General features: G+C 72.5%; 18 protein-coding genes. 13 read left to right on the top strand and 5 right to left on the bottom strand.

Features of this window, described 5'->3' with window-relative positions; all coding sequences use genetic code 11:
• The first annotated feature begins 40 nt into the window (after positions 1 to 40).
• The 9 genes from smc to MRBLML1_RS15295 all read left to right on the top strand — a co-directional run bounded on the left by smc (position 41) and on the right by MRBLML1_RS15295 (position 11289).
• Complete coding sequence (gene smc, locus MRBLML1_RS15335; RefSeq protein WP_364517432.1) at positions 41 to 3616, top strand: chromosome segregation protein SMC; 3576 nt, start codon at positions 41 to 43, stop codon at positions 3614 to 3616.
• Positions 3613 to 4059 carry an acyl-CoA thioesterase gene (locus tag MRBLML1_RS15330; protein ID WP_364517430.1) on the top strand — a complete coding sequence of 149 codons (447 nt, stop codon included), beginning with the start codon at positions 3613 to 3615 and terminating at the stop codon, positions 4057 to 4059. Before smc ends, MRBLML1_RS15330 begins: the two co-directional genes overlap by 4 nt.
• A 104-nt stretch (positions 4060 to 4163) precedes the next feature.
• Entirely contained in the window at positions 4164 to 4352 is a 189-nt protein-coding gene (locus MRBLML1_RS15325) for a hypothetical protein (RefSeq protein ID WP_364517428.1), read from the top strand.
• A 24-nt stretch (positions 4353 to 4376) separates the two neighbouring features.
• Positions 4377 to 5501 (top strand): signal recognition particle-docking protein FtsY, encoded by a 1125-nt coding sequence (ftsY, locus tag MRBLML1_RS15320; RefSeq protein WP_364517426.1) that lies wholly within the window; start codon positions 4377 to 4379, stop codon positions 5499 to 5501.
• Positions 5502 to 5616: 115 nt separating this feature from the next.
• Positions 5617 to 6930 (top strand): ammonium transporter, encoded by a 1314-nt coding sequence (locus MRBLML1_RS15315; protein WP_364517424.1) that lies wholly within the window; start codon positions 5617 to 5619, stop codon positions 6928 to 6930.
• 17 nt (positions 6931 to 6947) lie between these two features.
• A complete protein-coding gene (locus MRBLML1_RS15310; RefSeq protein ID WP_364517422.1) occupies positions 6948 to 7286 on the top strand; it encodes a P-II family nitrogen regulator in 339 nt (112 codons plus the stop codon).
• A 94-nt stretch (positions 7287 to 7380) separates the two neighbouring features.
• Positions 7381 to 8709, top strand: coding sequence for an ammonium transporter (locus MRBLML1_RS15305; RefSeq protein ID WP_364517420.1), 1329 nt, complete (start codon positions 7381 to 7383; stop codon positions 8707 to 8709).
• The gene (locus tag MRBLML1_RS15300; protein WP_364517418.1) at positions 8706 to 9044 is read left to right on the top strand and encodes a P-II family nitrogen regulator; all 339 of its coding nucleotides are present in this window, start codon (positions 8706 to 8708) and stop codon (positions 9042 to 9044) included. Before MRBLML1_RS15305 ends, MRBLML1_RS15300 begins: the two co-directional genes overlap by 4 nt.
• A 7-nt stretch (positions 9045 to 9051) precedes the next feature.
• Positions 9052 to 11289, top strand: coding sequence for a [protein-PII] uridylyltransferase (locus MRBLML1_RS15295; RefSeq protein ID WP_364517416.1), 2238 nt, complete (start codon positions 9052 to 9054; stop codon positions 11287 to 11289).
• On the opposite strand, the gene MRBLML1_RS15290 is transcribed toward MRBLML1_RS15295, so the two are convergent.
• From MRBLML1_RS15290 to MRBLML1_RS15280, 3 genes are read right to left on the bottom strand one after another with little or no spacing between them, the layout of a single operon-like run.
• Positions 11276 to 11554: a hypothetical protein gene (locus MRBLML1_RS15290; RefSeq protein WP_364517414.1), complete on the bottom strand. Its 279-nt coding sequence runs from the start codon at positions 11552 to 11554 to the stop codon at positions 11276 to 11278. The two genes, MRBLML1_RS15295 and MRBLML1_RS15290, sit on opposite strands and share 14 nt — an antisense overlap.
• A 24-nt stretch (positions 11555 to 11578) precedes the next feature.
• Positions 11579 to 11764 (bottom strand): YbdD/YjiX family protein, encoded by a 186-nt coding sequence (locus MRBLML1_RS15285; RefSeq protein WP_364517412.1) that lies wholly within the window; start codon positions 11762 to 11764, stop codon positions 11579 to 11581.
• A complete protein-coding gene (locus tag MRBLML1_RS15280; protein WP_364517410.1) occupies positions 11761 to 13929 on the bottom strand; it encodes a carbon starvation CstA family protein in 2169 nt (722 codons plus the stop codon). Before MRBLML1_RS15280 ends, MRBLML1_RS15285 begins: the two co-directional genes overlap by 4 nt.
• A gap of 183 nt (positions 13930 to 14112) precedes the next feature.
• On the opposite strand from MRBLML1_RS15280, the gene ffh reads away from it, so the two are divergent.
• On the top strand, positions 14113 to 15681 hold the full coding sequence (gene ffh, locus MRBLML1_RS15275) for a signal recognition particle protein (protein WP_364517408.1): 1569 nt from the start codon (positions 14113 to 14115) through the stop codon (positions 15679 to 15681).
• A 7-nt stretch (positions 15682 to 15688) separates the two neighbouring features.
• The gene (locus tag MRBLML1_RS15270; RefSeq protein WP_364517406.1) at positions 15689 to 16057 is read left to right on the top strand and encodes an NYN domain-containing protein; all 369 of its coding nucleotides are present in this window, start codon (positions 15689 to 15691) and stop codon (positions 16055 to 16057) included.
• Positions 16058 to 16066: 9 nt separating this feature from the next.
• Here MRBLML1_RS15270 and MRBLML1_RS15265 read toward each other — a convergent pair whose 3' ends face one another.
• Positions 16067 to 16924 (bottom strand): SGNH/GDSL hydrolase family protein, encoded by an 858-nt coding sequence (locus MRBLML1_RS15265; RefSeq protein WP_364517404.1) that lies wholly within the window; start codon positions 16922 to 16924, stop codon positions 16067 to 16069.
• Positions 16925 to 17058: 134 nt separating this feature from the next.
• On the opposite strand from MRBLML1_RS15265, the gene MRBLML1_RS15260 reads away from it, so the two are divergent.
• Positions 17059 to 18132 (top strand): amidohydrolase family protein, encoded by a 1074-nt coding sequence (locus MRBLML1_RS15260; RefSeq protein WP_364517402.1) that lies wholly within the window; start codon positions 17059 to 17061, stop codon positions 18130 to 18132.
• Position 18133: 1 nt separating this feature from the next.
• On the opposite strand, the gene MRBLML1_RS15255 is transcribed toward MRBLML1_RS15260, so the two are convergent.
• Positions 18134 to 18646, bottom strand: a complete 513-nt coding sequence (locus MRBLML1_RS15255; protein ID WP_364517400.1) for a hypothetical protein — start codon at positions 18644 to 18646, stop codon at positions 18134 to 18136.
• 180 nt (positions 18647 to 18826) lie between these two features.
• Here MRBLML1_RS15255 and rpsP point away from each other — a divergent pair, with 180 nt between their 5' ends.
• On the top strand, positions 18827 to 19315 hold the full coding sequence (gene rpsP / locus MRBLML1_RS15250; protein ID WP_364517398.1) for a 30S ribosomal protein S16: 489 nt from the start codon (positions 18827 to 18829) through the stop codon (positions 19313 to 19315).
• The last annotated feature ends 1 nt before the right edge of the window (position 19316 follow it).

Below are 19316 nucleotides of genomic sequence, written 5' to 3'. Positions count from 1 at the left end.
CCGCGTCGGACCGACCTGACGATCCCCGAAGGGAGCCTGCGTGTACCTGAAGAGCCTGACCCTCAAGGGGTTCAAGTCCTTCGCCTCCGCGACCACGCTCCAGCTCGAGCCCGGCATCACCTGCATCGTGGGCCCCAACGGCTCCGGCAAGTCCAACGTCGTCGACGCGCTCGCCTGGGTGATGGGCGAGGCCAGCGCCAAGAGCCTGCGCGGCGGCAAGATGGACGACGTCATCTTCGCCGGCACGTCCGGCCGCCCGCCCCTGGGCCGCGCCGAGGTCGTGCTGACCATCGACAACTCCGACGGCGCGCTGCCGATCGACTACTCCGAGGTCACGATCAGCCGGACCATGTTCCGCACCGGCGGCTCGGAGTACGCCATCAACGGCACCACCTGCCGGCTGCTCGACGTGCAGGAGCTGCTCAGCGACTCCGGCATCGGCCGCGAGATGCACGTCATCGTCGGCCAGGGCCAGCTCGACCAGATCCTGCACGCGACGCCGGAGGACCGCCGTGGGTTCATCGAGGAGGCCGCCGGCGTCCTCAAGCACCGCAAGCGCAAGGAGAAGGCGCTGCGGAAGCTGGACTCCACCGAGGGCAACCTCAACCGGCTCAACGACCTGCTGAGCGAGATCCGCCGCCAGCTCAAGCCGCTGGGCCGCCAGGCCGAGGTGGCCCGGCGCGCGGCGACGGTCCAGGCCGACGTACGCGACGCCCGGGCGCGGCTGCTCGCCGACGACCTCGTCACCGCCCGGACCTCGCTGGAGCAGGAGCTCGCCGACGAGAGCGTGCTGCTGGCCCGGCGCCAGGAGGTCGAGACCGCCATCGCGCAGGCGCGCGAGCAGGAGGGCCGGCTGGAGGCCGCGCTGCGCGAGGACCTGCCCGCGCTCTCGGCCGCGCAGGAGACGCTGTCCTCCCTCAACGCGCTGCGCGAGCGCTTCCGCGGCACGCAGAGCCTGGCCGCCGAGCGGGTCCGCAACGCCGCGGGGGTCACCGAGGACGAGGTCGAGCAGGGGCGTGACCCCGACGAGCTCGAGGCGGAGGCCGGCCGGCTCGCCGCCCAGGAGGCGGAGATCACCGCCCAGGTCGCCGAGCAGCAGACCGCCCTGGAGAGCGCGGTCGGCGCCCGCCGCGCGGCCGAGGAGGCGGCCGCCGCCGAGGAGCGCCGGGTCGCCGGTCTGCTCCGTGCCGCCGCCGACCGTCGCGAGGGCCTGGCCCGGCTGCACGGCCAGGTCAACACGCTGCGCTCGCGCGCGACCTCCTCCGAGGAGGAGATCGGCCGCCTGGAGGCCGCCCGCACCGACGCCGTCGCGCGCGCCGACAAGGCACAGCGCGACTTCACCGCCCTGGAGACCCGGGTGGCGGGCCTCGACGCCGGCGAGGAGGGCCTCGACGCCGAGCACGAGGGCGCGGTCTCCGCGCTCGACGACCTCGAGGAGCGCCTCGCCAAGGTCCGCGAGGAGGCCCAGCAGGCCGACCGCGACAAGGCGGGCCTGAGCGCCCGCAAGGAGGCCCTGGAGCTCGGCCTGTCGCGCAAGGACGGTGCCGGCGCGCTGCTCGCGGCCACCGACACCGTCTCCGGCCTGCTCGGCTCCGTGGCCGCCCTCGTCACCGTCCGCTCCGGCTACGAGGGCGCGGTCGCCGCCGCCCTCGGTGCCGCCGCCGACGCGGTCGCGGTCACCGACGCCGACTCCGCGCTCGCCGCGATCGACCACCTCAAGACCGACGACCTGGGTCGTGCCGGGCTGCTGCTCGGCGGGGGAGCGGCCGAGGCCGTCGACGCCTGGCCCGCGCTCCCCGCCGGGACGTCGTACGCCGCCGGGGTGGTCGAGTGCCCCGCCCAGGTCCGCCCCGCGCTCAACCGCCTGCTGCGCAAGGTCGCGGTCGTCGACGACCTGCCCGCCGCCCGGGCGCTGGTCGCCGACCTGCCCGACGTGGTCGCCGTGACCCGCGACGGCGACCTGTTCGGCGCCCACTTCGCCTCGGGGGGCTCGCACGCCACCCAGAGCCTGATCGAGATCCAGGCGGCCGTCGACGAGGCCACCGAGGCACTGGCCGAGGCCGTCGCCGCCTCCGAGCGGCTCGGCTTCGACCTGGCCCGGTTGGAGAGCGAACGGGCCGAGGCCCAGCAGCGCGCCGACGTCGCGCTCGCCAAGCTGCACGAGTCCGACGCGACGCTGGCCGCGGTGGCCGAGGAGCTGGGCCAGCACGGCTCGCTCGCCCGCGCCGCCCGGGCCGAGGCCGACCGGCTCACCGACGCCATCGCCCAGGCCGAGAGCTCCCGCGAGCAGGCCCTCGTCGGCCTCGCCGAGCTGGAGCAGCGGCTCGCCGCGGCCGAGGAGGACGGCGGCGAGGAGGAGCCGGACACCACCGAGCAGGAGCGCCTCGTCGAGGCCACCCGCGCGGCCCGGCAGAGCGAGATGGAGGCGCGACTGGCGCTGCGCACCTCCGAGGAGCGTGCCCGCGCCCTGCACGGCCGGGTCGAGGCGATGCGCAAGGCCGCCGAGGCCGAGCGGGTCGCCCGGGCCCGGGCCGCGGAGCGCCGGGCGCGACTGATCGCCGAGGGCCGGGCCGGCCAGGCGGTCGCGACCGCGGCGTCGTACGTCCTGGCCCGGCTGGAGGTCTCCGTCGCCCAGGCGGCCGAGCGGCGGCAGGGCGTCGAGGACTCCCGCCGAGGCCGCGAGCAGGAGCTGACGAGCGTGCGCCAGTCCCTGCGCGAGCTCGGCCGCGAGCTGGAGGAGCTGGTCAGCTCGGTGCACCGCGACGAGATGGCGCGCGCCCAGCAGCGGATGCGGATCGAGCAGATCGAGACCAAGGCGCTCGAGGAGCTCGGCATGGAGCCGGACGGGCTGGTCGCCGACTACGGCCCCGACCAGCCGGTGCCCGTGCTGGAGCCGCCCGCGGAGGGCGAGGGAGCCGAGGAAGCCGAGCCGGTCGAGCCGCGCACCGTGCCCTACGTCCGCGAGGAGCAGGTCAAGCGCCTGCGCAGCGCCGAGAAGGCGCTCAACATGCTGGGCCGGGTCAACCCGCTGGCGCTGGAGGAGTTCTCCGCGATGGAGGAGCGCCACCAGTTCCTCTCCGAGCAGCTGGAGGACCTGCGCCAGACCCGCAAGGACCTGCTCGACATCGTCAAGGACGTCGACGCCCGCGTGGAGCAGGTCTTCACCGAGGCGTACGCCGACGTGACCAAGGCCTTCGACCAGACCTTCGCCCGGCTGTTCCCCGGCGGTGAGGGCCGCCTGGTGCTGACCGACCCGAACGACATGCTCACCACCGGCATCGAGGTCGAGGCCCGCCCGCCGGGCAAGAAGGTCAAGCGGCTCTCGCTGCTCTCCGGCGGCGAGCGCTCACTGGTCGCGGTCGCCTTCCTGGTCGCGCTCTTCAAGGCCCGCCCCTCGCCCTTCTACATCCTCGACGAGGTCGAGGCCGCGCTCGACGACACCAACCTCGGCCGGCTGCTGGAGATCTACGAGGAGCTGCGGGAGAACTCCCAGCTGCTCGTGATCACCCACCAGAAGCGGACGATGGAGGTCGGCGACGCGCTCTACGGCGTCACCATGCGTGGTGACGGCGTCTCGGCCGTGATCAGCCAGCGGCTGCGGCAGGAGTCCGCGTGAGCGAGCCCGACCGGAGCCGGCCCACGCGCTCGTCGTACCGGGTCTGGCGGGAGGCGACCACGCGCTGGTCCGACGACGACGTCTACGGCCACCTCAACAACGCGCGCTACTTCGACCTGATCGACACCGCCGTCAACGCCCACCTGCACGACGCGACCGGCAGCGACATCCGCGAGCTGCCGGCCATCGGCGTCGTCGCGGAGGTCACCTGCCGCTACTTCGCCGAGATGGGCTACCCGCGCCCGATCGAGATGGGGCTGGCCGTCGAGCGGCTCGGCACCTCCTCGGTCGTCTACCGGGTCGGGCTCTTCCAGGGCGACGGCGAGGAGGCGTGCGCGGAGGGCCGGTTCGTGCACGTCTACGTCGACAACACCGACCCCGCGCGCCCCACCACACCGGTCCCGGACACGATCCGCGCGGTCCTCGCCCCGCTGGTGGTGTGACCTCGGCCTCGTCGTGACCGGTTCCGGTGCCGCCGGTGCCGGATTCGTTGGCCCGGCGAGGCAGGATGGGAGTCGAAGGCCGATCCCTACTCGGAGGAGTCGAAGTGCTGTTCGTCGCGCTGGCCATCCTGCTCAGCCTCGTGGTCTCGGGCGCCGTCGCGCTCTACGTCGCCTTCCCGCACCGTGGGGAGCGCGTCCCGGGTGTCCCGTGGATCGGTGACGCGATGGCCAAGGCCGCCGACGCCGCCCCGGTGATCGAGGACGAGGAGCGCGACCTCCTGCGCCTGCAGTAGCCCTCGCGTGGTGGGATAGGGCCCATGGAGTGGCTCTACCTGATCATCGGGATCGCCGTCGTCGGCGTGCTCGCCGTCGCCGGCTTCGTCACCACCCGGGTACGACGCCCCGGACGCCTGCCCGAGCAGGCGCCCACCGACGTCATCACCCCCGCGCCGCCGACCGTCGAGGTCCCGGTCGAGGAGCCCGCGGTCGAGGAGCCGGTCGCTCCTCCCGCGCCCACGGTCGAGGCGCCGGAGAAGCCCGCCTCCCGCCTGGTCCGGCTGCGCCAGCGCCTCGCCGGCTCCAACGCCCTGGGCCGCGGCCTGCTCAGCCTGCTCAGCCGCGACCAGCTCGACGAGGACACCTGGGAGGCCATCGAGGACCTCCTCATCGGCGCCGACATCGGCGTGCAGCCCACCCAGGAGCTCGTGGAGCGGCTGCGCACCCGGCTCCGGGTCGAGGGCGGCCAGGTCGCCGACGCGCGCACCGTGCTCCGTGAGGAGCTGATCAACCTGGTCGACCCGACCATGGACCGCGCGCTGCACGTCAGCGGCGAGGGCGCCCCGGGCGTCGTCCTGGTCGTCGGGGTCAACGGCACCGGCAAGACCACCACCGTCGGCAAGCTCGCCCGGATCCTGGTCGCCGACGAGCGCACCGCCCTGCTCGCCGCCGCCGACACCTTCCGCGCCGCTGCCGCCGACCAGCTCTCCACCTGGGGCGAGCGCGTCGGCGTCGAGGTGATCCGCGGCCCCGAGGCCGGCGACCCCGCGAGCGTCGCCTTCGACGCCGTCAAGGAGGGCATGGACCGCGGCGTCGACACCGTCGTCGTCGACACCGCCGGCCGCTTGCAGAACAAGGCCGGTCTGATGGACGAGCTCGGCAAGGTCAAGCGGGTCCTGGAGAAGCAGGCGCCGGTCACCGAGGTCCTCCTCGTCCTCGACGCCACCACCGGCCAGAACGGCCTGATCCAGGCCAAGGTCTTCTCCGAGGTCGTCGACGTCACCGGCATCGTGCTGACCAAGCTCGACGGGTCCGCCAAGGGCGGGATCGTGGTCGCGGTGCAGCGCCAGCTCGGCGTACCGGTCAAGCTGGTCGGGCTCGGCGAGGGTCCGGACGACCTGGCGCCGTTCGACCCGGCGGCGTTCGTGGACGCGCTGCTCAGCTGATCGGGTCACCTCGCCCGGTGGCCGACATGACCCCGTAACGCACTTCCGGAACTCGTTACACCCCCGAAACACGCGCCCGCTCCGGCGGAAATCAACGCCGACGAGCCTTCGGGGCATGGAAAACGGCTACTACACCTGGATGCTGGTGTCGGCCTCGCTCGTCCTGATGATGACCGCCCCTGGCCTGGCGCTCTTCTACGGCGGCATGAGCCGGACCAAGTCGGTCCTCAACATGCTGATGATGTCGTTCAGCGCCCTGGGCGTGGTCGGCATCGTCTACGCCCTGTGGGGCTGGTCGATGTCGTACAGCGCGACCTTCGCGGATGTCGACGGCCACACGGGCAAGGAGTTCGCGAAGCTCTTCGCCAATCCCTTCCACGAGTTCGGGCTGGAGCAGACCGACCCGGCGAACTACGTGTTCGTGGCCTTCCAGCTGACCTTCGCGGTGATCACCGCGGCGCTGATCAGCGGCGCGGTGGCGGACCGGCTGAAGTTCTCGGCCTGGCTGGTGTTCCTGCCGATCTGGGTGACCCTGTCCTACTTCCCGCTCGCGCACATGGTGTGGGGCGGCGGCTTCCTCAGCGGCGTCCAGGGCGGCCTGGCCGACCTGCTGTTCTCCGGCCCGGACGGCGCCGAGGTCGCGCCGATCGACTACGCCGGCGGCACGGTCGTCCACATCAACGCCGGTGTCGCGGGCCTGGTGCTGGTGCTGCTGCTCGGCAAGCGGATCGGCTTCGGCAAGGAGCCCTTCAAGCCGCACAACCTGACCCTGACGATGATCGGCGCGGGCCTGCTCTGGTTCGGCTGGTTCGGCTTCAACGTGGGCTCGATCGTCAACATCGACGCCTACACCACCGAGACCGGCCTGGTCTGGCTGAACACCACGCTCGCCACCTGTGCGGCGATGCTCGGGTGGCTGGCCGTGGAGAAGCTGCGCGACGGCCACGCGACCTCGCTCGGTGCCGCCTCCGGCGTCGTGGCCGGGCTGGTCGCGATCACCCCGGCCTGCGGCAACCTGGTGCCCTGGAGCTCGATCGTGCTCGGCCTCGTCGCCGGTGGCGTCTGCGCCCTGGCTGTCGGCCTGAAGTACCGCTTCGGGTACGACGACTCGCTGGACGTCGTCGGCGTCCACCTCGTCGGCGGCCTGGTCGGCACCATCGGCGTCGGCTTCCTGGCCTCCAACGGCGGCGGCCTGCTGACCGGCGGCGGCGCGAAGCAGCTCGTGGTCCAGCTCGCGGTCGCGGTGTTCGCCATGGTCTGGTCGGGCATCGCCACGCTCGTGGTCGGCCTGGGCATCAAGTACACGATCGGGCTGCGGCTCGACCCCGACGACGAGGTCGAGGGCATCGACTTCGTCGAGCACGGCGAGTCCGCCTACGATCTCGGTACCGGCGGCGGCGCCCGTCGTACCTCGATCCTCACCCCCTGAAGCGAGAGGTAGCGCGCATGAAGCTGGTCACGGCGGTCATCAAGCCGCACAAGTGGGAGGACGTCCGCGAGGCCCTCGAGACCTTCGGCGTCACCGGGATGACGGTGAGCGAGGTCAGCGGCTACGGCCGCCAGAAGGGGCACACGGAGGTCTACCGGGGCGCGGAGTACGACATCGCGCTGGTGCCCAAGATCCGGATCGAGATCGTCGTCGACGACGCCGACACCGAGGACGTCGTCGGCATCGTCACCAAGACGGCGCACACCGGCCGGATCGGCGACGGCAAGGTCTGGGTGAGCCCGGTCGACACCGTGGTCCGGGTCCGCACCGGCGACAAGGACACCGCCGCCCTCTGAGCGCCGACAGCCCGAGCAGAGGCATTCACCGCCGTGTAACGCGTACTGGGAGACGCGTTACACGGCGGTAACAATGCGCCCGCAGAGTGACGGGATGCCTCAACCGCTCCTGGCCTCCGCCGCTGCGTCCACGGCCTCAGGTGACACCGCCTGGTTGCTCGCCGCGGCCGCTCTCGTCCTGCTGATGGCCCCCGGCCTGGCGTTCTTCTACGGCGGCATGGTCCGCTCGAAGAGCGTCCTCAACATGATGATGATGGTCTTCGGCGCGCTCGCCGTGGTCATGGTCGTGTGGGTCCTCGTCGGCTACTCGATCGCGTTCGGCGACGACCTCGGCGGCGGGCTGCTCGGCGACCCGACGCAGTACGCCGGCTTCAAGGGCATGCTCGAGGCGGACCCGGACGCGGCGTACCCGATCACCATCTTCGCCGCCTTCCAGGGCCTGTTCGCGGTGATCACCGTGGGCCTGATCGCGGGCGCGATCGCCGACCGCACCCGGTTCGGGACCTGGCTGGTGTTCGCGGGGCTGTGGACGGTGCTCGTCTACGCGCCGGTCGCGCACTGGATCTTCGACTTCTCCGCGGGCGACCACGTCGGCGGGTGGATGGCCAACAAGCTGGGCGCCCTCGACTTCGCCGGCGGTACGGCGGTCGAGATCAACTCCGGCGCCGCGGGTCTCGCCGCGGCGCTGGTGCTCGGCAGGCGGGTCGGCTTCGGCCGCGACCCGATGAAGCCGCACAACCTGACCCTGGTCATGGTCGGGGCGGGCCTGCTGTGGTTCGGCTGGTTCGGGTTCAACGCGGGCTCCGCGCTCGCGGCCAACAACACCGCGGCGATCGTGTTCGTGAACACGCTGCTCGCCGGCTGCACGGGCCTGCTCGCCTGGCTCGCGGTCGAGCGCTTCCGCGACGGGCACGCGACGTCCTTCGGCGCGGCCTCGGGCGTGGTCGCCGGCCTGGTCGCGATCACCCCGTCCTGCGGCTCGGTGACGCCGATCGGCGCCATGGTGGTCGGCATCGCGGCGGGCGCGATCTGCGCGCTGGCGGTCGGCCTGAAGTACACCTTCAAGTACGACGACTCGCTCGACGTCGTCGGCGTCCACCTCGTCGGCGGCCTGGTCGGCACGATCATCATCGGCCTGCTGGCGTCGTCCGACGTGACCAGCGTCGACGGCCTGCTCTACGGCGGCGGCGCGGACCAGCTCGGCAAGCAGCTCGTGGCCGCCGGCGCGACCCTGCTCTACTCCTTCACCGCCACCGCGATCCTGGTCTGGGTGCTGGAGAAGACGATCGGGTTCCGCGTCGACCCGGAGCACGAGGTGGCCGGCGTGGACCTGGTGATCCACGCGGAGACGGCGTACGACCTGCACGTCACCGGCGGTGCTCGCCCCCATTTCGGCCCCGGTACTGGAAGCATGCACCCATGAAGCTGATCAGCGCGGTCGTGAAGCCGCACAAGTGGGAAGACGTGCGGCAGGCGCTCGAGGCCGTCGGCGTCAACGGGATGACCGTCAGCGAGGTCAGCGGCTACGGCCGGCAGAAGGGCCACACCGAGGTCTACCGCGGCGCGGAGTACGACATCGCGATGGTGCCGAAGGTGCGCATCGAGATCGTCGCCGACGACCACGACGTGGAGCAGATCGTCGAGACCATCACCAAGGCCGCCCAGACCGGCAAGGTCGGCGACGGCAAGATCTGGGTGACCCCGGTCGAGTCGGTCGTGCGGGTGCGCACCGGCGACACCGGCCCCGCGGCCGTCTGAGCCACGCGTGACCGCTGCCGACCGGACCGCCCGCACGGAGTCCGCGGACGCCCTGTGCGCCAAGGCCTACGACGACGCGGGCGGTCTCGACACCGGCGCCGCGCTGGTGGCGGTCGGTGGCTACGGTCGCGGCGACATGGCGCCGTTCTCCGACCTCGACCTGGTTCTCGTCTCCGACGAGGGCGTGGCCGAGGAGCTGGGTGAGCGGTGGGCGGAGATGGCCGGCCAGGTCTGGTACCCGCTGTGGGACACCGGCGCCAAGCTCGACCACTCCGTGCGCTCGCTCTCGGAGATGCTCACCGCGGCCGAGGCGGATGTCCGGGTCGCCTCCGGGCTGCTGGACGTGCGCCACGTCGCGGGCGACTACAACCTCACCATCCGGCTGCGGACCACGATCCTGGCGCAGTGGCGGCGCCAGGCGCGCCAGCGCCTGCCCGAGCTGCACGAGATCGTCCGCAGCCGGCACCGCCTGCTCGGTGAGCTCGCGCACCTGTCGATGCCCGACCTCAAGGAGTCCGAGGGCGGGCTGCGGGACGCGACGGTGCTCAAGAGCCTCACCGCGACCTGGCTGGTCGACGTGCCGGCCGCCGACCTGGAGCGCTGCCGCATGCAGCTGCTCGACGTCCGCGACGTGCTGCACGAGACGGCGGGCCGGGCGACCGACCGGATCGCGCCGGAGCACTGGGAGCCGCTGGCCGAGGGCCTCGACCTGCCCGACGAGCGCGCGGCCCAGCGCTACGTGCGCGAGCTCGGCCGCCGGGTGACCCACCTGTCGCGGCTGGCGTGGCGGCGCACCGACGACGCCCTGCGTCGTACGCCGGCCGCGAGGCCGCGACGCCCCGCCCTCGACCGCATCGCCCCCGGTGTGGCGCTCGCCCAGGGCGAGGTGGTCCTCGACAAGGGCGCCCGCCCGAGCGAGGACCCGGTGCTGCTGCTGCGTGCGGCCGCGGAGGCCGCGACCCGTGACGTGGTGCTCGCGCCGCCCACCGCGGCCCGGCTGGTGCGCGAGTGCCCCCCGCTGCCGGACCCGTGGCCCGACGAGGCGCGCCAGCAGGTCGTCCGCCTGCTCGCGGCCGGGCGCGGGCTGCTCGGCGTGTGGGAGACGCTGGAGGAGACCGGCGCGCTCAGCCGGATCCTTCCCGAGTGGGAGCGGATCCGGCTGCTGCCGCACGCCTCGGCCATCCACCGCTTCACCGTCGACCGGCACGTCGTGGAGACCTGCGTCGAGGCCTCGGCGCTGATCCGCGAGGTGTCGCGGCCCGACGTGCTCGTGGTGGCCGCGCTGCTGCACGACATCGGCAAGGGAGGGCTGACCGAGCACAGCGTCGCCGGCGCGCCGATCGCCCGCGAGATCGCCGAGCGGATGGGCTTCGGTGCCGAGGAGGTCGACCTGATCGGCCAGCTGGTCCGCTGGCACCTGCTCCTCGCCGACCTCGCCACCACCCGCGATCCCGACGACCCCGCCACCATCGACGCGCTCACCGAGCACATCCGCACGCCCGAGGCGCTGGCCCTGCTGACCGCGCTCAGCGAGGCCGACGCGAAGGCCGCCTCCGCCAAGGCGTGGTCCTCCTGGCGGGCCGGACTCATCCTCGACCTGTCCCGGCGGGCCCGCGCCGCGCTGCAGCAGGGAAGCGTGCCCCCGGCCTTCCCCGTCGAGGAGATCGAGGTCCCCGAGCTCGCCCTGCGCGGGGACACCGCGATCACCGTCGAGCCCGTCGTCGACGGCGCCCGGGTCACGATCGTGGCGCCGGACCGGGTCGGCCTGCTGGCCGACGTCGCGGCGATGTTCGCGCTGCGCCGGGTCCCCGTGCGCGCGGCCCGGGTCTGGTCGCAGGAGGAGGTCGCCGTCTCGGCCTGGGACGTCGCCGACGAGCACCTCGACCCGGGCGCCCTGCGCGACCAGCTCGACGGGATCACCGCCCGCCGGGTCGACCCGGCCACCCGGCTCGCGCCGCGCCCGGTGCCCGAGGGCGAGCTGGACCCGACGGTCGTCGTACGGCCGGAGGCGAGCGACCACGCCACGGTCATCGAGGTGCGTGCGGCCGACCGGCTCGGCGTCGTCTACCAGGTCAGCGCCGCGCTCGCGCGGCTCCAGATGACGGTGCGCTCGGCCCACGTCTCCACGCTGGGCCCCCAGGCGGTGGACGTGTTCTACGTCCAGGAGGAGGCCGCCGGCGCGCTGTCGGAGACCCGCGCCGCCGAGGCCGCGCACGCGGTCCGCGCGGCCATCACCGGAGCCTGATCCGCGCGACCTTCTTGACGAGGTCCACGACCACCGGCGGGTCGTCGTCCTCGGGGTTCGGGATCACCGTGCCCTGGTTCTGGTGCGACTTCAGGTCCTGGTCGGCACGCGCCCGGGCCGGGTCGAAGACGTCGATGAAGCTGCCCAGCCCGTCGGCCATCCCGCTGGAGGAAGGGCCGCCCGTGCGCAGGATGCGGTGGCCGGCGACCACGACGAGGACGAGGAGCAGCAGCCCCGCGCCCACCAGGACCAGCACCGTCGTCACCCGCCCAGCGTAGGTCAGCCCACCTCAGCAGCAGCGCGTCGGCGCGTTGCGCTCCTCGTGCTCGGCGCGGTGCCGCTCCCAGGCGCGCCGCGTCATCGGCTCCTCGCCGGACGCGGCGCACCGGTCGACGTAGGCGTCCCAGCGGGCCTCGCCGGTCGACTCACGGACGTACCAGCGCAGGCCGCGCCAGGCCCGGACCAGGACGCTCATGTCCGCGCCTCCTCCCACTCGCGTACGGCGGCCTTCTCCTCCGCCGTGGCGAAGAAGTCCGCCGGGGCCACGATCCGCGAGGGCGTCGGCGGCACCTCCGTGGTGGGCAGCCCGCCGGCCCGCAGTGCGCGCACCCACACCACCGCGGCGTTCGCCACGACCACCAGCACCAGCACGGCGAAGGCGAGCTGCAGGATGCCGTTGGTGGTGGAGTTGGTGATCACCTGGTCCATCTGGCCGGCGTCCTTCGCGGGCGCGAGCAGCTCGCCGGCGTCCCGGGCGTCGCGGTAGCGGTCGGCCTGCGCGAAGTAGCCGATCGCCGGGTCGTCGGAGAAGACCTTCTGCCAGGACGCGGTCATCGTGACGACCAGGTCCCACACCAACGGGACGAGCGGGACCCAGACCCACCTCGCCTTGCCGTGCTTGAGCATCAGCGTGACGCACAGGACCAGCGCGATGGCGGCGAGCAGCTGGTTGCTGATGCCGAACAGCGGGAAGAGCTGGTTGATCCCACCGAGGGGGTCGGTCACGCCGACGTACAGCATGTAGCCCCAGGCGGCCACGACGACCGCGCTGGCGCCCCACGCGGCGGGCTTCCACGAGGTGTCCCCGAAGCGCGGCCAGAAGTTGCCGATCGTGTCCTGCAGCATGAACCGGCCCACCCGGGTGCCGGCATCGACCGCGGTGAGGATGAAGAGGGCCTCGAACATGATCGCGAAGTGGTACCAGAACGCCGCGAGGCCGCCGCCGAAGGCGTCGGTGAAGATCTGCGAGATGCCGACCGCGAGCGTGGGTGCGCCGCCCGTGCGCGAGATCAGGGTCGGCTCCTGCACGGCCGCGGCCGCGGACGTGAGCGTGTCGGGGGAGAGCGTGAAGCCCAGCGTGCCGACGAACTCGGCGGCGCTCGCGGCGGTGCCGCCGGTCGCACCGGCGGGGCTGTTCATCGCGAAGTAGAGGCCCTGGTCGATCACGCAGGCGGCGATGAGGGCACTGATGGCGACGAAGGACTCCATCAGCATGCCGCCGTAGCCGATCATCCGGACCTGGCTCTCCTTGGCGATCATCTTCGGGGTCGTGCCCGAGGCGATGAGGGCGTGGAAGCCGGAGAGCGCGCCGCAGGCGATGGTGATGAAGACGAACGGGAAGAGGTTGCCGGCGAAGACCGGGCCGTCGCCGTGCTTCGCGAAGGACGTCACCGCGTCGGCGCTGAGCACCGGGTGGGCCAGCACCAGGCCGACGGCGAGGAGCAGGATGACGCCGACCTTCATGAACGTCGAGAGGTAGTCGCGCGGCGTGAGCAGCATCCACACCGGCAGCACCGAGGCGACGAAGCCGTAGACGATGAGGCAGATCGTCAACGTCTCGTGCGACAGCGTGAGCGCGTCGCCGAGGCCGGTGTCGTCGATCCAGCCGCCGACGATGATCGCGAGCAGCAGCAGCGCGACCCCGATCGCGGTGGCCTCGCTGACCCGGCCCGGACGGAGGTAGCGCAGGTAGACGCCCATGAAGAGCGCGATCGGGATGGTGAGCCCGATCGAGAAGACGCCCCAGGGCGACTCGGCGAGCGCGTTGACCACGACCAGCGCGAGCACCGCGAGCAGGATGATCATGATCGCGAAGACCGCGACCAGCGCGGCGGTGCCGCCGATGACGCCGATCTCGTCGCGCACCATCTGGCCCAGGCTCTTGCCGTCGCGGCGCATCGAGAAGAAGAGGACCATCATGTCCTGGACGCAGCCGGCCAGGATCACGCCGACGATGATCCAGATGGTGCCGGGCAGGTAGCCCATCTGCGCGGCGAGCACCGGGCCGACCAGCGGTCCGGCGCCGGCGATCGCGGCGAAGTGGTGCCCGAAGAGGACCCGCCGGTCGGTGACGTCGAAGTCCTGCCCGTTCTCCAGCCGCTCCGCCGGGGTCGCCCGGGTGTCGTCGACCTCGAGCACCTTGTCGGCGATGAAGCGGGCGTAGAACCGGTAGGCGATGGCGTACGACGCCAGCGCCGCGAACAGGATCCACAGCGCCGAGACCTCCTCGCCACGGGAGAGGGCGAGCACCGTCCAGCAGACCGCCCCGACGACGGCGATGCCGCCCCAGATCGCGATCGCGGCGGGAGTGGGACGGCGGCGCGGGCCGCCCGGTCGTCGTACGGGTGTTGCGGTCGCCATCCGGATCCTCCTTGACCCTGGCGGGGTGCCCCCGATGGCACTCCCGACCACCGCGCGGGTGCCGGGCACCGGCGCAGTACGCTCGGACGCCCACCGCGGACGCGGAGGCCTGGGCCTGCGCCGGTTACGATCGGTGTTCGAGGACCACTTTCTACCGACGAATCCCACGAGGACGCAACGCTCTTGTTCGCCACACTTTCCGACCGGCTCTCCGCGACCTTCAAGAACCTGCGCGGCAAGGGGCGGCTCTCCGAGGCCGACATCGACGCGACCGCCCGCGAGATCCGGATCGCGCTGCTCGAGGCGGACGTCGCCCTGCCCGTGGTCAAGGACTTCGTCGCCGCCGTCAAGGAGCGGGCCCGCGGCGAGGAGGTCAGCGGCGCGCTGAACCCCGCCCAGCAGGTCGTCAAGATCGTCAACGACGAGCTCGTGCAGATCCTCGGCGGCGAGACCCGCCGGCTGCGGTACGCCAAGTCCGGTCCGACCGTGATCATGCTCGCCGGCCTCCAGGGCGCCGGCAAGACCACGCTCGCGGCGAAGCTGGCCCGCTGGCTCAAGGAGCAGGGCAAGTCCCCGCTGCTGGTCGCCTGCGACCTCCAGCGCCCCAACGCCGTCCAGCAGCTGCAGGTCAACGGCGAGAAGGTCGGCGTGCCGGTCTTCGCGCCCGAGCCCGGCAACGGCACCGGCGACCCGGTCTCCGTCGCGAAGGCCTCGATCGAGGAGGCCAAGCGCAAGCTGCACGACGTGGTCATCGTCGACACGGCCGGCCGCCTCGGCGTCGACTCCGAGATGATGGCCCAGGCCGCCGGGATCCGCGACGCCGTCCAGCCCGACGAGGTCCTCTTCGTCGTCGACGCGATGATCGGCCAGGACGCGCTCACCACCGCGCAGGCCTTCCTCGACGGTGTCGGCTACGACGGCGTGGTGCTGACCAAGCTCGACGGCGACGCCCGCGGTGGCGCCGCGCTGTCGATCCGCCAGGTGACCGGCAAGCCCGTCATGTTCGCCTCCACCGGCGAGAAGATGACCGACTTCGACGTCTTCCACCCCGACCGGATGGCCTCGCGCATCCTGGACATGGGCGACATCCTCACCCTGATCGAGCAGGCCGAGAAGGCCTTCGACCAGGAGGAGGCGATGCGCGCCGCGGAGAAGCTCACCGGCGGCGACTTCACCCTCGACGACTTCCTGTCGCAGATGCAGCAGCTGAAGAAGCTGGGCTCGATGACCAGCATCTTGAAGATGCTGCCGGGCATGGGCCAGATCCGCGACCAGATCGAGAACTTCGACGAGCGCGAGATCGACCGGGTCGAGGCGTTGATCCGCTCGATGACGCCCGCCGAGCGGGCGAACCCGAAGATCATCGACGGCTCGCGCCGGGCCCGCATCGCCAAGGGCTCCGGGCGCAGCGTCTCCGACGTCAACGGCCTCGTCGACCGCTTCTTCGAGGCGCGCAAGATGATGATGCAGATGGCCAAGGGCGGCGGCATGCCCGGCATGCCGGGCATGCCCGGCATGGGCGGTCCCGGCGGCGGCAAGCGGGTCAGCGCCAAGCAGAAGGCCAAGCAGACCAAGGGCAAGGGTGCCCGCAAGTCGGGCAACCCGGCCAAGGCCGCCCAGGAGGCCGCGGCGGCGAAGGCGAAGGCCGCCGAGGCCAAGCCGAACCCGTTCGGCATCGGCCAGGACGTCGACTACGAGGCGGCGGCCGAGAACCTGCAGCTCCCGAAGGACTTCTCGAAGTTCCTCAAGTGAGCCCGTCGTGAGGTCGGTCCTCGTCGTCGACGGCGCCAACGTCGTCGGGGCCCGCCCCGACGGCTGGTGGAAGGACCGCGCCGGTGCCGCGCGGCGGCTGCACGAGCAGCTCCTCGTCGCCGACGTCCCGTACGACGCCGTGGTGCTCGTCCTCGAGGGCCAGGCCAAGGGCGGCGTCCGTCCCGGCAAGGACGCCCACGTCACCACCGTGCACGCCGCCAAGGACGGTGACGCGACGATCGTGACGCAGGCGCAGCAGGCCGCCGAGCGGGGTCACCGGGTCGTGGTGGTCACCGCCGACCGTGCCCTGGACGCCCGCGTGCACGGGGTCGGGGCGACGACCCTGTCGCCGACCTGGCTGCTGTCGTACCTCTGAGTGCCGGGCTCAGCCGAGGCCGAGCACCTCGAGCGTGTGCCGGGCCATCTCCTGCTGCCCCAGCGCGTTCGGGTGGATCGGCGAGGTGGTCGGGAACAGCGGGTCGATCCAGCGCACCCCGGCCGGCTGGCAGGCGTCGTGGCCCTTCGAGAGCTGGGCGAAGTCGACGAACGTGGCACCGGTGTCGGCCGCGGCCCTCGCGACGACCTCGTTGACCGTCGCCTGGATCTGGTTGACGTACGGCACGTCCCCGGGCGCGACCGGCAGCTTGGTGTAGCAGCCCTTGGTGGGCGGCAGGATCGTCGGGTAGCCGAGCACGGCGACCGTCGCGCCGGGCGCCTTGGCCCGGATGGCGGCCAGCGCGGTGCGGATCTGGGGGTAGACGCTGGTGCGGATCGAGCTCACGAAGAGGTCGCCGTAGAGGGTCGTGCAGGGCTTGCCGATGCCGAGGCTGGCGATGCCGGCGGAGCCGCACGCGGCGATGGCCGCGGCGAAGGTCAGGTTGTCGTTGCCGCCGACGGTCAAGGTGACCAGGTCGGTGTCGGCGGTGACCGCGTCGAGCTGCGGCGGGTTGAACCGGATGTCGCGATTCGTGATGTCGCGCGACAGCGCGCCGCCGCAGGTGACGTCGGTGAGCTCGGCGTCCAGCTCGTCGGCGATCAGGTGCCCGTAGTTGCGCAGGGAGCGGGCGCACAGCAGGTTCGAGGTGTCGAGCGGGAGGACCGCGGAGGCGGCGCTGTAGCTGTCGCCCAGCGCGGCGTACTGCAGCGGGTCCGGGGAGCTGTCGTCGGCGGTGGCCGGGACGGTGCTCGTGGCGGCGATCGCCGCGAGCGACGCGGCGGCGAGGGCGAGGAGACGAGGGCGCATCGGAGGTCCGTTCTCTGGGGCGGGCGCCCCGAGTGGCGCCTGCTCGGGGTCAGCATGCACCCGTCGCGCCCGGCTGGACAGGCCCGGTCCGGCCTTCCGGGCGGGCGTCCGGGCGGTTCGGTAGCGTCGGCCGGGTGAGTGCACTGCGGTTCTCCGGTCCGGTCCTGCCCGACGGCGAGACGCGGGAGGTGTTCGTCCTCGACGGCCGGGTCACCTACGAGCGGCCCGCGGGCGCGGAGACCGCGGCCGAGGGCTGGATCGTGCCCGGCCTGGTCGACGCCCACAACCACCTCGGCCTCGAGGACGGGGGAGCGGTCTCGGACGAGGAGATCGAGCGGACCGCGCTCCTCGACCGCGCCAACGGCGTGCTGCTCACCCGCGACTGCGGCTCGCCCGCCGACACCCGCTGGGTGCAGGAGCGCGACGACCTGCCGCGGCTGATCCGGTGCGGGCGGCACGTGGCGCGCACCCGCCGCTACCTCAAGGGGTACGGCGCCGAGGTCGAGCCCGACGCGCTCGCCGACACCGTCGCCGAGCAGGCCCGTGCGGGCGACGGCTGGGTCAAGCTGGTGGGCGACTGGATCTCCCGCGAGGAGGGCGACCTGGCGCCGTCCTTCCCCGCCGACGCGGTCGCCGCGGCGATCGGGGTCGCCCACTCCCTGGGGGCGAAGGTCACCGCGCACTGCTTCGGCGAGGACTCCCTGGGCCCGCTGCTGGACGCGGGGATCGACTGCATCGAGCACGGCACCGGGCTCACCGAGGCGCACATCGAGCGGATGGTCGCCTGCGGGGTCGCGCTGGTGCCGACGGTGCTGCAGACCTCGAAGTTCCCGGGCTTCGCCTCCGCAGGTCGCGACAAGTTCCCGGCGTACGCCGACACGATGGAGCGGCTCCACGCCCGCCGCCGCGAGGTGCTCATGCAGGCCCAGGAGGCCGGTGTCGCGCTCTACGTCGGCAGCGACGGCGGCGGCTCGGCGCGCCACGGCGTGCTGCACGAGGAGATCCGGGCGATGGCGGAGATGGGCCTGTCGAACGAGTACGTCCTGGGTGCCGCCTCCTGGCGGGCCCGGGCCTGGCTGGGCTGGAACCCCGGCCTCGACGAGGGTGACCCCGCCGACTTCGTGGTCTACCCGCGCAGCCCGGTCGAGGACCTCTCGGTGCTGCAGGAGCCCTCGGCCGTGGTGCTGCGCGGGCGGGTCTACGCCTGACTCAGCGGACGGCCCGGCTCCGGCGGACGACCGTCACCACGAGCAGGGCCAGGCCGCCGACGCCGAGCAGCCCGGCCAGGCACAGGCCGCCGAAGATCGCGCCGACCACGCCGCCGATGCTCGGCAGCGGGCCGAGCCGCACCTCGGCTTCCGGGGTCGTGGCGGTGCAGGTGACGGTGAGGTCGCCGCTGCCGGTCTCGAACTCGCGGTCGGCGGTCCACTGGTTGACCTCGTAGGAGCCCGACACCGGGCCGAGGTCGGCCTCGTCCCCGCCGTCGAGGATCGTGCACGTCGCGGGGCGGGAGCCGGTGAGGAAGACGCCGTAGGTCTCGTCGGCGGGCACGGTGACCTGGTGCGGCCGGCCGTCGGCGTCCACCACGGAGGCGTCCCCGCTCAGCGAGCGCCAGAAGATGACCCCGGCGGCGACCAGGACGAGGACGGCGGCGACCATGAGGGCGACCCCGATCCAGATGCCTGAGCGACCGACCGGACGAGGGGCGACGGGCTGGCTCATGGCGCCGATCGTGCCCGATTCGGCAGGGCTCGACACATCTGGCAGACTTGCTGGCTGAGTTCTGTGTCCTCCGGTCCCTCTCAACCGGTGGTCACGGCGCCCATCGAGACCGGGCCCCGGTGTTCCCCACCTGGTGGTCCCGCCTCCACCCACACCAATTCTCAAGGAGACACCACAAACGTGGCCGTCAAGATCCGTCTGAAGCGCCTGGGCAAGGTCCGGGTCCCGCAGTACCGCATCGTGATCGTCGACTCGCGCAAGAAGCGTGACGGCGCCGTGATCGAGGAGATCGGCAAGTACCACCCCAAGGAGGACCCGTCGTACATCGACGTCGTCTCCGAGCGGGCCCAGTACTGGCTCGGCGTCGGCGCGCAGCCGTCCGAGGCCGTCGAGGCGATCCTCAAGGTCACCGGCGACTGGCAGAAGTTCAAGGGCATCGAGGGCGCCGAGGGCACCCTGAAGGTCAAGGACGCCAAGCGCGACAAGCTGGAGATCTTCAACGAGGCCCTCAAGGAGGCCGCCAACGAGCCCAAGGGCGCGGCGGTGACCAAGAAGGCCGAGAAGAAGGAGAAGGCCGAGAAGGTCGAGGAGAAGCCCGCCGAGGCTGCTGCCGAGACCCCCGCCGAGGAGCCGGCCGCCGAGGCCGAGGCTCCCGCCGCGGAGGCCTGAG

The organism is Nocardioides sp. LML1-1-1.1, assembly GCF_040676175.1.
Taxonomy (GTDB): Bacteria; Actinomycetota; Actinomycetes; order Propionibacteriales; family Nocardioidaceae; genus Nocardioides.
Note: the sequence above shows the minus strand (reverse complement) of the source record. Positions and strands in the feature narration are given on the sequence as shown.